Annotated in this window: 14 protein-coding genes; 4 read left to right on the top strand and 10 right to left on the bottom strand. The window is 72.4% G+C overall.

What is annotated here, in order from left to right:
* Window positions 1-1287: a methyltransferase family protein gene (locus WFK95_RS09985; protein WP_336670578.1), complete on the top strand. Its 1287-nt coding sequence runs from the start codon at window positions 1-3 to the stop codon at window positions 1285-1287.
* A 1-nt stretch (window position 1288) separates the two neighbouring features.
* Here the strand turns inward: WFK95_RS09985 and WFK95_RS09990 are convergent, their stop codons facing one another.
* A complete protein-coding gene (locus tag WFK95_RS09990; protein WP_336670579.1) occupies window positions 1289-1837 on the bottom strand; it encodes a Uma2 family endonuclease in 549 nt (182 codons plus the stop codon).
* Between the two features lie 140 nt (window positions 1838-1977).
* Here WFK95_RS09990 and WFK95_RS09995 point away from each other — a divergent pair, with 140 nt between their 5' ends.
* Together WFK95_RS09995 and zwf are read left to right on the top strand one after the other, a co-directional pair.
* Window positions 1978-2487, top strand: a complete 510-nt coding sequence (locus WFK95_RS09995; RefSeq protein WP_224650290.1) for a M23 family metallopeptidase — start codon at window positions 1978-1980, stop codon at window positions 2485-2487.
* Between the two features lie 137 nt (window positions 2488-2624).
* Entirely contained in the window at window positions 2625-4100 is a 1476-nt protein-coding gene (gene zwf / locus WFK95_RS10000; protein WP_224650353.1) for a glucose-6-phosphate dehydrogenase, read from the top strand.
* A 3-nt stretch (window positions 4101-4103) separates the two neighbouring features.
* Here zwf and WFK95_RS10005 read toward each other — a convergent pair whose 3' ends face one another.
* The 5 genes from WFK95_RS10005 to WFK95_RS10025 form a co-directional block, all read right to left on the bottom strand.
* Complete coding sequence (locus tag WFK95_RS10005) at window positions 4104-5000, bottom strand: tyrosine recombinase XerC (RefSeq protein WP_336670580.1); 897 nt, start codon at window positions 4998-5000, stop codon at window positions 4104-4106.
* Between the two features lie 91 nt (window positions 5001-5091).
* Window positions 5092-6378 (bottom strand): MFS transporter, encoded by a 1287-nt coding sequence (locus WFK95_RS10010; RefSeq protein WP_336670581.1) that lies wholly within the window; start codon window positions 6376-6378, stop codon window positions 5092-5094.
* Window positions 6371-7057: a methionine ABC transporter permease gene (locus tag WFK95_RS10015; RefSeq protein ID WP_224650297.1), complete on the bottom strand. Its 687-nt coding sequence runs from the start codon at window positions 7055-7057 to the stop codon at window positions 6371-6373. Before WFK95_RS10015 ends, WFK95_RS10010 begins: the two co-directional genes overlap by 8 nt.
* On the bottom strand, window positions 7054-8100 hold the full coding sequence (locus WFK95_RS10020; protein ID WP_224650300.1) for a methionine ABC transporter ATP-binding protein: 1047 nt from the start codon (window positions 8098-8100) through the stop codon (window positions 7054-7056). The genes WFK95_RS10015 and WFK95_RS10020 overlap by 4 nt, the downstream gene beginning before the upstream one ends.
* A complete protein-coding gene (locus WFK95_RS10025) occupies window positions 8097-8966 on the bottom strand; it encodes a MetQ/NlpA family ABC transporter substrate-binding protein (RefSeq protein ID WP_068525852.1) in 870 nt (289 codons plus the stop codon). Before WFK95_RS10025 ends, WFK95_RS10020 begins: the two co-directional genes overlap by 4 nt.
* Window positions 8967-9252: 286 nt before the next feature.
* On the opposite strand from WFK95_RS10025, the gene WFK95_RS10030 reads away from it, so the two are divergent.
* Window positions 9253-9804, top strand: a complete 552-nt coding sequence (locus tag WFK95_RS10030; protein WP_224650303.1) for a YdeI/OmpD-associated family protein — start codon at window positions 9253-9255, stop codon at window positions 9802-9804.
* 66 nt (window positions 9805-9870) lie between these two features.
* On the opposite strand, the gene WFK95_RS10035 is transcribed toward WFK95_RS10030, so the two are convergent.
* The 4 genes from WFK95_RS10035 to WFK95_RS10050 form a co-directional block, all read right to left on the bottom strand.
* Entirely contained in the window at window positions 9871-11211 is a 1341-nt protein-coding gene (locus WFK95_RS10035; protein WP_308011472.1) for a mechanosensitive ion channel family protein, read from the bottom strand.
* A 272-nt stretch (window positions 11212-11483) separates the two neighbouring features.
* Window positions 11484-12632: a DNA-processing protein DprA gene (dprA, locus tag WFK95_RS10040; protein WP_224650305.1), complete on the bottom strand. Its 1149-nt coding sequence runs from the start codon at window positions 12630-12632 to the stop codon at window positions 11484-11486.
* Between the two features lie 2 nt (window positions 12633-12634).
* The gene (locus WFK95_RS10045; RefSeq protein ID WP_224650307.1) at window positions 12635-14149 is read right to left on the bottom strand and encodes a YifB family Mg chelatase-like AAA ATPase; all 1515 of its coding nucleotides are present in this window, start codon (window positions 14147-14149) and stop codon (window positions 12635-12637) included.
* Entirely contained in the window at window positions 14149-14517 is a 369-nt protein-coding gene (locus tag WFK95_RS10050) for a YraN family protein (RefSeq protein ID WP_224650309.1), read from the bottom strand. The genes WFK95_RS10045 and WFK95_RS10050 overlap by 1 nt, the downstream gene beginning before the upstream one ends.
* Between the last annotated feature and the right edge of the window lie 62 nt (window positions 14518-14579).

Below are 14579 nucleotides of genomic sequence, written 5' to 3' on the forward strand. Positions count from 1 at the left end.
GTGCCCACGGACCTCCCCCTCGACGTGCTGCGCCCGGCGGTCGCCCTGGTGCCGTGGCTCCTCGCGGCCGCCGCGGCGGTCACGGCGGACCGGCCGCGCCGGGCCGGGGCCGCGCTGGCGACGCTGTGGAACGCGGTGGCGCTGCTCGCCGTCAACGCCGCGGCGGTCCGGCTCGGCCTGTGGTCCTTCGGCACCGCCTCGCAGCCGGTCACGGGGTCGGTATGGGCGGGCGTGCCGGTGGACGTCGTCCTCGGCTGGGCGGTGTTGTGGGGCGCGGTCCCCGTCCTGCTCGGCGCGGTGGTGCGGCCCGCACTCACCGGCGCGGTGCTCGTGGCCGGCGATCTGATCGCGATGGCCTCGCTGGCGCCGCTCGTGGTCCTGCGCCCCGGCTGGCTGTGGGGCGAGGCGGCGGCGGTCGCCGTGGCCCTCGTGCCGGGACTCCTGCTGGGCGAACTGACGGCGCGCGGCCGCGCCCTCCGGGTGCGGTCGTGGCTGCAGACGGTGCTGTTCACGGCCATCCTCGCCTGGGTCCTGCCGACGGTCGCGCTGGGCTTCGCCCACCGCACGTGGGGCGAGGCGCTCGCCGCGTGGCCGCGGCCCGTCCTGTCGTTGTGGATCCAGGCCGGCGTGCTGCTCGCGATCGTCGCGCAGCGCGCGGTCGCAGAGTTCGCCGAGCACGGCGGCACGCCGTTCCCGTGGGATCCGCCACCGCGCCTGGTCCGGACGGGGCCCTATGCCTACCTGGCCAATCCGATGCAGGCCTGCGCCGCGGCGATCCTGCTCGTCGAGGCGGCGGCCCTCCTCGAATGGCGGCTCGCCGCGGCTGCGGTGCTCGCGGCGGTGTTCGCCGCGGTCCTCGCCGCGCGGCACGAGGACGACGAGCTGACCGCGCGGTTCGGCCCCACCTGGGGCGCGTACCGGCGGGCCGTGCGCGCGTGGCGCCCCCGCCTCCGGCCGGTCGACGGGAACGCCCCGGCGGAGCTGTGGGTGTCGGCGACGTGCGCGGTGTGCGCGCCGGTCGGCGCGTGGTTCGCGCGTCGCGCCCCGGGGCAGCTCACGGTCCGGGCCGCGGAGGAGCATCCCGCAGGCCTGCGCCGCGTCAGGTACTCCCGACCGGACGGCGCGGGCACCGCGTCGGGCCTCGCCGCGATCGGCCGCGGGCTCGAACACCTCGGCCTGGGCTGGGCGGTCGTCGGCTGGATCCTGCGGGCCCCGGTCCTCGCGCCGGTGCTCCAGGTCGCGGCCGACGCCCTCGGCGGCGGGCCGCGCGAGTTGCGAGGGCGGTAGCTCAGTCCTGCGGGCTCAGCGCGTCCAGGTCGATCCGCAGCGGGCACGGCATCGTCGCCGTGAACGCACCCCGCACGGTCTCAGCGCGGTAGGCACCGTCGACCAGCGTCAACAGGACGCCGGACGGCCCGTCGTCGAGGTCGACGATCCAGTACGCGTCGATGCCCGCCCGCTCGTATTCGGCGCGCTTGACCACCTGGTCCGTACGCCTGTTGTTCGGTGACAGGATCTCGACGACGAGGCGCACTCGCTCCGCGGGCATCGGCTGGCCGGCACCGCGCTCGAACAGCACCACGTCGGGTACGCGGATCGTGGGCCGCGCGCCGCCATCGATCACGACCTCGATCTCCGCCAAGCATCGGTGGCTGCGGTCGATCTGCCCCCTGATCTGGTGACACAGCTCGATCATCGCCTCCGCGTGATCCAGCCTCGGCCTCGGCGACACGTCCACGACCCCCCGCACCAACTCGAACCGCGCCGATGTGTCCTCCCCCAAGGCACACCACTGCTCCAGCGACATCGTCTCCGGATGCTGCGGCGCGGCGGTCATGGGTCGCAGTGTACGCCGCAACACCGACGGACCACGGTCCGAAAGAGGCGATCGCAACCGCCCTGTGGATGGACCGTTTTCCTCCACAGGCACCCCGTTCCGGGCCGGTTCCCGACGGTGCCGTGCGGCACCGTCGGGACATGCGCATCGTCACCCGCTCGGCACTCGCCCTGATCCTCGCCGTCCTCGCCGGCGCCGCGCCCGCACGGGCGGCCGGCGACTACGACTGGCCGCTCGACCCCCGGCCGGCGGTCGCGCGGCCCTTCGCGAACCCGGAGAAGCGATGGCAGCCGGGGCACCGCGGCGCCGACCTCGCAGCCGCCCCCGGGCAGACGGTGTACGCCGCGGGCGTCGGCCGGGTGCACCACGTCGGGCGCGTGGACGACCGCGTCGTGGTGTCGGTGCTGCACCCGAACGGCCTGCTCACCACCTACGAGCCGATCGAGGAGCCCTCGGTCCGCGCTGGCGACGAGGTGGGGATCGGGACGCCGCTCGGGCGGGTGGCCGCCGGACACGAGGGCTGCCCCGCGGCCGCGTGCCTGCACTGGGGGCTCCGGCGGGGCGCTGGCCACGCGGCGCAGTACTTCAACCCGCTCCTGCTCGTCGGCGCCGCCCCGGTCCGGCTGCTCCCGGACGAGAGCACCGCTTGAGGACCGACCTACCTGCCGGACGGCGCGCGAGCACCGTCGTCGGGTGCAACGATGGGACCGTGACGGACGAAACCACGCCAGCAGCGGACACCGGCGAGACCGACGACGCGGCCGACCGGCTACAGGAGGCACAGACCATCGCGTACCCGAGCAGTTACTCCGGGCGCCAGCGCAAGGCACCGGAACACGACCCGACGGTGGTGGTGCTGTTCGGCGCCACGGGCGACCTGTCACGCCGGAAGCTGTTGTGCGGCCTCGGTTATCTCGCCGTCTCGGGGCTCGGCCCGGACATCCGGGTGATCGGCACCAGCCTGGACGAGATGGACGACGCCCAGTTCCGCGAGTTCGCCCGCACGGCGATCGACGACGTGGGCGCACGCAAGCTGACGCCCGAGCAGTGGGCGGAGTTCGAGCCCGACCTGTCGTACGTGAACACCACCGCCGGCCCCGAGGCGCTCGCCCGGGCCGTGGCGGAGAAGGAGCGCGAGCTCGGCGCCGACAAGGGCGTGCGCGTGCGCCGCCTGTTCTACCTGAGCGTGCCGCCGAAGGCCGCCACCACGGTGATCGACACCCTCGCGAAGGCGGGCCTCACCGAGGGCTCGCGCGTGATCATGGAGAAGCCCTTCGGCGAGGATCTGGAGTCGGCGCTGGCGCTGAACGCGGAGGTGCACAAAACCTTCCGCGAGAAGCAGATCTTCCGCATCGACCACTTCCTCGGCAAAGAGGCGGCGCAGAACATCCTCGCGTTCCGCTTCGCCAACGGACTGTTCGAGCCGATCTGGAACCGCAACTTCATCGATCACGTGCAGATCGACATCCCCGAGTCGCTGGGGCTCGACGCGCGCGCCGCGTTCTACGAGCCGACCGGCGCCTACAAGGACATGGTCGTCACCCACCTCTTCCAGGTCATGGCGTTCGTCGCGATGGAGCCGCCCACCGCCCTCGAGCCGCGGGCGATCTCCGAGGAGAAGAACAAGGTGTTCCGCTCGCTCGAACCCATCCACCCCGACGACGTGGTCCGCGGCCAGTACTCGGGCTACCGGCAGGAGAAGGGCGTCGATCCGGAGTCCGACACCGAGACCTTCATCGCCCTGAAGGCGCGCATCGACAACTGGCGCTGGGCCGGCGTGCCGTTCTACCTGCGCACGGGGAAGAAACTGGCGCAGGGCATGCGGATCATCTCGATCGCCTTCAAGGAGGCGCCGAAGTCGATGTTCCCCGCCGGCTCGGGCATCGGCCAGCAGGGCCCGGACCACCTGACCTTCGACCTCGCCGACGAGTCCAAGGTGTCGCTGAGCTTCTACGGCAAGCGCCCCGGGCCCGGCATGCGGCTGGAGAAGCTGTCCATGCAGTTCTCCACCGAGGAGACCGACCGCGCCGACGACGTGCTCGAGGCCTACGAGCGGCTGATCCTCGACGCCATGCACGGCGACCACACCCTGTTCACCACGGCCGAGGGCATCGAATCGCTGTGGGAGCGGTCCATCCCCCTGCTGGACGATCCGCCGCCGGTCAAGCTCTACGAGCCCGGCTCCTGGGGGCCGAACTCGATCCACCAGCTGATCGCCCCGAACGCCTGGCGCCTGCCCTTCGAGCGCAACTGGCGCGACTGAGCGCTACGCGCGCGGGTGCGCCTGCTCGTGCGCGGCGCGCAGCCGGGCGACGGAGACGTGCGTGTAGAGCTGCGTCGTCGCCAGCGAGCTGTGGCCCAGGAGTTCCTGCACGACGCGCAGGTCCGCGCCACCGTCGAGCAGGTGGGTGGCGGCGGTGTGCCGCAGGCCGTGCGGCGCCACCTCGCGCCCGCCCGGCACCGACCCGGTGACCTGGTGCACGACGGTGCGCGCCTGCCGCGGGTCGAGCCGCCCGCCCCGCGCCCCGAGGAACAGGGCGGTGCCGGAGCGCTCGGCGACGAGGGTGGGCCGGGCCTCGTCGAGCCAGCGCCGCAGGGCCGCGGCGGCGGGTGCGCCGAAGGGCACCGTCCGCTCCTTGTCGCCCTTACCGATCACGGTGAGCACTCGCCGGCCGTGGTCGACGGACCCCAGGTCGAGCCCGCACAGCTCGCTCACGCGGATCCCCGTGGCGTAGAGGGTCTCCGCGATCGCGAGGTCACGGACCGCGAGGGGGTCGCCCTCCGCCGCGCCGGAGGCGGCGTTGCGCAGCGCCTGCCCGGCATCGTCGGAGGAGAGCACCGTGGGCAGGGTCCGGTGCGCGCGCGGGGCTTTGAGCCGGACCCCGGGGTCGGCGTCGAGGTGGCCCCTTCGGGCGGCCCAGGCGGTGTACGTGCGGGCCGACGAGGCCTGCCGTGCGAGGGTGGTCCGGGCGGCGCCGGACGCGGCCCGCTCCCCCAGCCAGGCCCGCAGCGTCGCGAGGTCCAGACGGTCCGCCGCCACCCCGCGCTCCGCGGCGAAGGCGAGCAGGGCGGTGAGATCGGCGAGGTACGCGCGCACGGTGTGCTCGCTGCGGCCGCGCTCGAGCCGCAGGTACGTCTCGTACTCCGCCAGCGCCTCGCTCATACCCCCACCCTAGGACGCTCATGCCCCGCCAGCCTCGATTGAACGACGTTATGGAGAGGAGAATCGCAGGTGGGGATCTCCAAAACAGCGTTCAATCGGGCAGGGGCGCGTGCGCGGTCTCGCGGCAGCGGTGGACCACGGGCAGGGCGACGAGGTGGAGCACCACCAGGTAGACCGGGAAGGCGAGGTCGAGGCCGCGCTCGTGCAGCGCGGTGCCGATGGCGGGGATCGTGCCGCCGAAGATCGCGGTCGCGAGGGCGAAGGCGGTGCCGGTGGCGAGCACGCGGATCCGGGCCGGGAACATCTCCGCGAGGGCGGTGCCGAGGCTCGCCATCATGAGCGCGGTGATCACCATGCCGGCGCACTGCACGGCGAGCACCGTGACGAATGCGCCGGAGAGCGCGAGGAACAGCGGGATCGTCGCGACGGCCCCGACGACGAGGAAGGCGTACATCAGGGGCTTGCGGCCGATCCGGTCGGAGAGCAGGCCGAGCGGGATCTGGACGAGCCCGTACACGACGAAGGCGATCGCCGAGACGGTCACGGCGCTCTCCTTGTTCAGCCCCTCGGTGAGGATCGCCCACGTGGGCACGAAGGTGCTCCACGCGTAGAAGACCGCGGCCGTCGTCGAGGCGAGGACGAAGGCGCGACCGAAGTCGGCGCGGTGGCCGGTGAGGATCTCGCGGTACGGGTTCGTCCCGACGGACGCCCCGGGATCGGCGAGGGTCTCCGCGGCGCTGCGCCGGATCCACCAGGCGACCACCGCGAGGACGGCACCGAGGAGGAACGGGACGCGCCACGCCCAGTCCGCCATCGCGTCCGCGCCGACGGTCCCGACCAGCAGCGTGATGGCGAGCAGGCACAGCACCTTGCCGAGGCTGGAGCCCACGTTGACGATGCTCCCGTATGCGCCGCGGCGGTCGCCGGGGGCGGACTCGACGAGGAAGGCGGTCGCCGTGGAGAGCTCGCCGCCGGTCGACAGGCCCTGGATCAGGCGCGCCACCACGAGGATCACCGGGGCGAGCACGCCCACCTGCGCGTACGTCGGGGCGACGCCGATGAGCAGGCTGCCCAGCCCCATCATCGCGACGCCGACGGCCAGCGTGGGCCTGCGCCCGTACCTGTCCGCCATCCGGCCCATCAGGACGCCGCCGATCGGCCGCGCGAGGAAGCCCACCGCGAACACGGTGAAGGTCGCCAGCAGCGGCACCACCGACTCCGCGTCGCCCGGGAAGAACTGGCGGGAGAAGTAGATGGCGAGGAAGGAGTAGGCGCTCCAGTCGAAGTACTCGACGAGGTGCCCCACCGTCCCGGTGAGGATCTGCGTGCGCCGATTCGGTCCCGTCGCGGGCGACGTGACCGTGCCGGTCTCAGTCACGGTGCTGCAACCGGCGGGAGAGCCAGTTGCCGAAGAACTGCGCGATCTGCACCACGACGATGAGCACCACGATCACGACCAGCGTGAGCTGCCAGTTGTTCTGCTGGTAGCCGTACTGGCGCGCGAAGTCGCCCAGGCCGCCGCCGCCGACGTAGCCGGCCATGGCCGACATGTCGACCACCGCGACGAACATGAAGGTGTAGCCCAGGGTGAGCGGCGCGAGGCCCTCCGGGATGACGACGGTCGCGAGGGTGCGGACCTTGCTCGCCCCCATCGACCGCGCGGCCTCGACGACGCCGGGATCGACGGTCACGAGGTTCTGCTCGACGACGCGGCCGATCACGAAGGTCGCCATCACCGTCATCGCGAAGGCCGCGGCCTCCACGCCGATCCGGGTGCCGATCACCTCCTTGGTGATCGGCGCGATCGCCGTGATGAAGATGATGAACGGGATGGGCCGGATGATGTTGACCAGCACGTTGAGCACCGAGAACACCGCGCGATTGGCGAGCAGGTTGCCGGGCCGGGTGGCGTAGAGCAGCGTGCCGTAGACGAGCCCCAGCAGGCCGCCGACGACCATCGTGATGCCGACCAGGCGGACGGTCTCGCCGATGGCGTCGATGAAGACGTCCTGCGTCCCGGGCGGGAAGACGTCGTCGAGGAAGGTCGGGTAGGTCATCGCACGATCTCCTGACCGGTCTGCGGGTCCTTGACGTGCGCGAGGGCTCCGAGCTGCGCGACCGCCGCGGCGACGGCGGCCTCGTCGCCCGTCACCGAGTAGGTCAGCGAGCCGAACGGGCGGCCGCCGACCTCGGCGACGCCGCCGTAGAGCACGCGCGCGCCGGTGCCGTGCGCGGCGAAGACCTCCGCCGCGTCGAGGGCGTCGGGCTCGTCCCGCACGTCGACGGTGACGACGGTGCCGGGTCGGGCCGCGTGCAGGCGCTGCAGCGTCTCCGGGGTGACGTCGTCGCCGACGGCCGCGTGGACCAGCGACGTGGTCGCGGGCGACGTGGGCGCGGCGAAGACGTCGTACACCGGGCCGTAGTCCACGAGCTTGCCGTGATCGAGCACCGCGACGGTGTCGCAGATGCGGCGGATCACGTCCATCTCGTGGGTGATCACGACGATGGTGGTGCCGAACTCGCGGTTGACCCGCAGCAGCAGGTCGAGGACCTCGCTGGTGGTGCCCGGGTCGAGCGCGCTGGTGGCCTCGTCCGCGAGCAGGATCTTCGGGTTCCGGGCCAGGGCGCGGGCGATGCCGACGCGCTGACTCTGCCCCCCGGACAGCTTGTTCGGGTACTGCTTCGCCTTGTCGCCGATGCCGACGAAGTCGAGCAGCTCCGCGACGCGCGTGCGGCGCTCGTCCTTCGACAGGTCCCCCAGCGTGAGCGGGTACTCGACGTTCCCCGCCACCGTCCGCGAGTTCATGAGGTTGAACCGCTGGAAGATCATGCCCACCTGGGCGCGCAGCTTCTGCAGGTCCCGCTCGCCGAGCGTGCCCACCACGGTGTCGAGCACGCGCACCTCGCCGGAGGTGGTGGACTCGAGGCCGTTGATGGTGCGGATCAGCGTCGACTTGCCGGCGCCGGACTGCCCGATCACGCCGGTGATCGATCCCTCGGGGATCGCGAAGCTGACGCCGTCGAGCGCCTTCGTCGTGCCGAAATCCCGGGTGGTGTCGCGGAACTCGATCGCCACCCGGGTATCGGTCGCGCTACTCACTTGCCGCGGGCCTTGACCTGCTCCTGCAGCTTGACCGTGATCTGCTGCAGCTCGTTCGCGGGCTTCTGGATGAGGATGAACGTGTCGCCCTTGTCCTTGCGCAGCGCCTCGACGACCTTCTGGTCCTGGTACAGCTTGGCCAGCTGCAGGTACTTCGGGTTGTCCTTGTCGGCTTCGCGGACGACGAAGGCGTTGATGTAGGGCTCCGACGCCGGGTTGGCCGGGTCGTCCTTGGCGATGATCAGGTCCTTGCCGAGCTTGGCGTTCTCGGCCGGATCGTTGTTGACGACGGCGCCGTCGACGCTGTCGAGGCTCAGCGCGGTCTGGTTGGCGTCCACCGTCTTGACGGTGACCTTCGACGCGGCGGTGTCGATGTCGGCCGGCGTGACGAACGGGTTCTGCTCGACCTTGAACTTCACGAGGCCGGCCGAGTACAGCACGAGCAGCGCGCGGGAGAGGTTGGTCGGATCGTCCGGGACGACGATGGTGCCGCCCTGCGGGATGTCGGCCACCGACTTGTGCTTCTTCGAGTACAGCGGCAGCGGGTAGATCGCGGTCGCGCCGATCGGCACCAGCTTGGTGTTGTTCTTGGCGTTGTAGTCGGCCAGGAACAGCAGGTGCTGGTACTCGTTGATGTTCAGGTCGCCGTCGTTGAGCGCGGCGTTGGGCTGCTTGTAGTCGCTGAAGTTCTTCAGCTCCACGTCGATGCCCTGGTCCTTCGCGAGGCCCTTGTAGACCTGCCAGAACGCCTGGGCACCGTCGGTCACGCCGATGGTGACGGCGTCACTGCTCGAGCTCGAGCCGCACGCGGCGACACCCGAGGCGAGGGCGATGGGCACGACCAGGGCGAGCGCGAAACGCTTCATCTTCACGGTTGATGTTCTCCAACTCGACGGCACCGGGGATCTCCCAGCTGCGTGAACGATACCTACTGGTTAGTACATCGGTGGGACAAGCGCGCGGTTGGGCTCGGCGCGCGGTTCCGTGACCAGGTTCGACGGTCCGCCGCCGGTTTCGCTCATGAGTGCACCGAATGATCGGCCGCCCCCGGACGGGCGCATCGGACCGGATCGATCACGAATCGAGAAGCCCGCCCGGTCGGCCGCTCGTAGTCTCGGTGGTGAACCCGAGGACCACCGCGAGGAGAGCACCATGACCGCCCGCAGCGCCACCGCCGTCCGCTTCACCGCCACCGCCGAGCTGCTCGGCGAGCGGACCCTCGTCCGGCTGCCCGCCGAGGCCAGCGCGGCGCTCCCGTCGCGCGGCCAGGTCGCCGTGACCGGCACCCTCGACGGCGGGGACTTCCGCACCGTCGTCGAGCCGGACGGCCGCAAGGGGCACTGGATCGCCCTCGACGACGCCCCGGTCGAGGCAGGAGACGAGGTCGCCCTGGACCTCGTGCCGACGAAGGAGTGGCCGGAGCCGACGGTGCCCGACGACCTGCGGGCGGCCCTCGACGGTGCGCCGGACACCGCCGACGTGTGGAGCGACATCACGCCGATGGCCCGGTGGGAGTGGGTCCGGTGGATCGGCGCCACGAAGAACCCGGCGACCCGGGCCAAGCGCGTGGACGTGACGATCTCCAAGATGCGCTCGGGCAAGCGCCGGCCGTGCTGCTTCGATCTCGCCTCGTGCACCGATCCTGAGCTGATGAAGAACGGCGAGCTGATCGCGCCCGAGGACGCGGCGCTCCGCCCGGCGTAGCCCCCCGAACGCCGCACCGGCCGGTCCGCGAGATGCGCGGGCCGGCCGGTGAGCGGTCGTTCGGATTCAGTTTTGGGGTGGCTGCTGTCCGCCCGGGCGACCCGGATCCTGGGGGTCCGGGCCGGGCCAGCGCTCGGGGTCGGGTCCCGGCTGCCAGCCCTGCTGCCACCCCTGCGGCTCGGCGCCGGGATGGCCGGCGTGCTGCCCGGTGTGGGTGGTCTCGCCCGGCTGCCGCGCCGGAGGCTCGGGGACCTGCCGGTTCCAGGCGTCGGGCCCGCTCTGCCACCCCTGTGGGTCGACGCCCTGCTGCCACGCCGGCGATTGGCTCGGGGCGCTGTGCTGCGGCGCCCGGCCGCCGTACTGGTGCTGCCCGGGTTGGTGCTGGCCCGCGGGCTGCGCGGGCAGTCCGACGGTGGGCGGCTGCCCACCCTGCGCGACGTGTTCGCCGGTGCCGGGCGCGGCCTGCGGCACCGCCTGGGTCGCCTGCGCGGACAACGGGGGCTGCCCGGACAGCGGCGCCTGCGGGGCTTGGGGCGGCAGCGGGGCCTGGTAGCTCTGGGCCTGGTAGCTCTGGGCCTGATAGGCCTGGCCCTGGTAGGCCGCCTGCGCCAGGGGCTGCTCCCCCGGTGCCGGCTGCGCCGTCGAAGGCTGCCCCGTCGCCTGCCCCGCCGGGCTCTGGGCCCTACTGGTGCGGGCGGCCTCCTTCGCGGCCTCCTCGCGCTCGGCGCGTCGGGCCGGGATCTCGGTCTCGACCTTGCTCAGCCAGCCGTCCCAGCGCTGCTGCATCGGCTTCACCAGTCCGCCGCCGACGCCCACGACGATGACGCCGCCGATCGTGGCGAGCACGGCGACGAGGACGGGGGTGGTGACCGTGGTGGCGACGCCGATCTGGTTCAGTGCCGCGATGATGCCCGCACCCCAGATGAAGAGCGAGGCGATGGTCGCGAGCAGCGGGCCGTAGGAGGCGCTGCCGAGCGCGCCGCCGACGATGTCCTTCACCGCCTTCGCGATCGCGGCGACGATCACGATGATGAGGATCGCGACGAACAGCTTGGGCAGCCACGCGACGAACCGGGACAACAGGTCCCCGATCGGATTGGGGCCGAAGACCCCGATCGCGAGCTGCAGCGTGATGAGCAGGACCGCGTAGTAGACGACCTTGGCGAGCAGGGTCGAGGCGTCGTAGTCGCTCTTGGCGAGGACACCCTGCAGGCCGCTGCGCTCGGCGAGCCGGTCGAAGCCGACCTTGGCGAGGATCTTCGCGATGATCTTGGACAGGATCTTCGCGACGATCCAGCCGATGATCAGGATGACCAGGAAGGCGGCAAGTTTGGGAACGAAGGTCGCGACGGAGCTCCAGGCGTCCGAGAGCCCGGCCCCGTAGTCGATGGCGAGTTGGGAGGTCATGGGTTCACCTCTCGATCAGCGATACCCGGGCACGCCGAACGCGTGGCGGATATCCACGGGAAGGACTTGGGGACCACGCCGGTTACTGGACACCGCCACCCTGGGGCCAACCCTAGGCACTCCGCGTGCCGATCTCGCGTCAACACCCCCAACTCCCGCGACAAGCGATCGCATTCACGACATTTCACCCGGTCGCATCGAGTTCGACTGAGGCGTTTGCAAATTCCAGCGGGTGCGACTTCACCGGATCTACACCCCGCGGCGAGCACCGGTCAGCCGTCCAGGCGCCACAGTGCGCCGTCACGCCGCACCAACCCCTTCGTCTCGAGCAGGGCGAGCTGCCCCATGACCGCGCGGGCGGGCAGCCCCGCGATCACGGCGATCTCCGACACCGGCAGCCCTGATTTCGCCGGGAGCGCGCCGTGCACCCGCAGCGCCGCCCCGTCGAGGCCGTCCGTCGGACGCGCGGGCACCGGAAGCTCCAGCGCGAGCTCACCGATACGGCCCACCTCCTCGATCACCTCGGCCGACCGGGTGACCAGCACGGCCCCCTCGCGGATCAACTGATGACAGGTCACCGAGGTCGCCGCCGTGACGGGCCCGGGCACCGCGCACACCGGCACCCCGCGACGGCGCGCCCACGTGGCGGTGTTCTTGGTACCCGACCGGAAGCCGGCCTCCACCACCACGACGCCGCCCGTCGCGGTGCCCACGATCCGGTTGCGGTTCAGGAAACGGTGCCGCGCGGGCACGCCGCCCGGCGGATACTCGGAGACGAGGAGACCCGTCTCCGCGATGCGCCGGAACAACCCGGCGTGGCCGGCGGGGTACGGCCGGTCCAGGCCACCCGCGACGAAGGCCACCGTCGGGCCCTCCGCGGCGAGCGCCGCGCGGTGCGCCGCCCCGTCGATCCCGTACGCGCCGCCGGAGACGATCGTGAACCCCTCGGCCGCGAGGTCGCCGGCGAAATCGTCCGTCACCCGCTCGCCGTAACTCGACGGCGCGCGGGTCCCGACCATCGCCACGGACCGTTCCAGCAGCTCGTCGAGACGTCCCCGGCCGACCACCCACAGCGCCACCGGCCGCAGCTCGCGGACCTCGTCCTCGTGCTCGGTGTCCTCCGACGGCAGGCGCTCAGCGAGCCGCCGCAGGGCCTGCTCGGGCCACTCGTCGTCGTCCGGCGTCACGAGCCGACCGCCGAGGTGATCGATGTGGGCGAGATCGGCGTCGGCCCGATCCTCCTGCGCCCGGCCGACGGTGCCGTCGGCCACGTCCTCGAAACCGTCGGCGAACTCCCGGCGGCGCACCATGTCCGCCGCGGCCACCGGTCCCACCTCCTCGACGAGGGCGACCAGCGGCCCGCACGGCGGCTCCGCGACCCGGCTCAGATACGCCCACGCGCGCCTCACGTCGTCGGTCATCGTCACTCCTTGTCCCGGAACTGCAGGGCCTGCACCACTTCCGGCTCGCCCGGCTTGTCCAGGCCGAGCAGATCCGCGAGGGTCCACGACAGCCGCAGGCAGCGGTCCGCGCCGCGCGCCGTGATCTTCCCGCCCCGCAGGTAGAGCTCCAGCGGCCGAAGAGCCTTGGCCGAGAGCCGGAACCGACGACGCAGCACCACGCCGGGGACCTCCGAGTTCGTCAGCCAGCCCTCGGCGCCCCAGCGGGCCGCCGCCGCCTCCCGCGCTCGGCGTACCCGGTCCCGCACCGTCGCACTGGATTCCTCCGCGACGCCGTCCTCGTGCAGCGCGCCGGTGCCGGGAGGTTCCATGCGCACCCACAGGTCCACCCGGTCGAGCAAAGGCCCGGACAGGCGGCCCAGGTAGCGGCGGCGGACCGTCGCGGTGCACGTGCAGTCCTGGTTCCGGGCGGGCGCGCACGGGCACGGGTTCGCGGCCATGACGAGCAGGAACCGCGACGGGTACTTCACCACGCCGTCGCGGCGCGCGAGCCGGATCTGGCCCTCCTCCAACGGGGTCCGCAGCGCCTCGAGCGAGCGCGGCCCCATCTCGGCGCACTCGTCGAGGAAGAGCACGCCGCGGTGGGCGAGGGAGACGGCTCCCGGCCGTGCCAGCCCGGTGCCGCCGCCGACGAGCGCGCTCACGGACGAGGTCTGGTGCGGCGCCACGAACGGCGGCACCGTGATGAGCGGCCGGTCCGGCCGCAGGTTGCCGACGATCGAGTGGATCGCGCTGACCTCGAGCGCCTCCCGGCGCCCCAGCGCGGGCATGATGCCGGGAAGCCGCGACGCCAGCATCGTCTTCCCGATGCCCGGCGGCCCGGTCATCATGATGTGGTGCGCGCCGGCGGCGGCCACCTCGAGCGCGTACTTCGCCTCGGGCTGCCCCACCACGTCGGCCAGGTCCGCCACCGCGGGATCGCACTCCTCGGCGACGAGCGGCCCCGGCTCGGCGAGCCGCCCCTCCCCGGCGAGCCACGCCACGACCTCGGAGAGGTGCGCGGCGCCCAGCACCTCGATGCCGTCCACCAGGCCCGCCTCGTCGAGGTTGGCGAGAGGCACCACCGCGCGGGTGAAGCCCGACTCCTTCGCGGCGAGTACCGCCGGGAGCACCCCGCGCACCGCCCGCACGCGGCCGTCGAGGGCGAGCTCCCCGAGGAGGACGGCACCGTCGATCCGCCCCACGGGCACCCGCTCGGCGGCGAGGAGGATCGCGATCGCCAGGGGAAGGTCGTAGACCGAGCCCACTTTCGGCAACGTCGCAGGAGACAGCGCGACCGTGACCCGCGTGTCGGGGAACCTGATCCCGATGTTGACGATCGCGGCGCGGATCCGGTCGCGGGACTCCTTGAGCACCGTGTCCGGCAGGCCCACGAGGTGCACCGCCGGCAGGCCCGGGCCGATGCAACCCTCGATCTCGACCACCGCACCGTCGACCCCGGTGATGGCGACCGAGTGCACCTTGCTCAGCGCGGACATCACGCCACCCCGGCCCGGTACTCGAGCGTGACCGGGCCGCCCGGCGGCGTGTAGACCGACGCCACGTCGATGCGGACCTGCGCGAAGGCGCCCTCCGTCTCGGCCAGCCAGCGCGACGTGAGGGCCCGCAGCTGGGCGACCTTGCGCGGCGTCACCGCGTCGAAGCCGGTGCCGAACGCCGTGCCCGACCGTGTCTTCACCTCGACGATCGCGAGCATCCCGTCCGGCGCGCGGGCGATCACGTCCAGCTCGCCGCGCAGGCCCCCGCCCGAGTACCGCCAGTTCCGCGCCAGCACCGTCCACCCGCGGTCCGCCAGGAAGCCGCAGACCACGTCCTCGCCGGCACGCCCCGTCTCGTTGTTCCCCATGGCCTGATCGTGCCGCCGGTGCACCACAGGCACCGTCCGCGAAGACGGTGCCTGTGGAGAGA

Origin of the sequence: Tsukamurella sp. USMM236 (assembly GCF_037148755.1) — a bacterium.
Lineage (GTDB): Bacteria > Actinomycetota > Actinomycetes > Mycobacteriales > Mycobacteriaceae > Tsukamurella.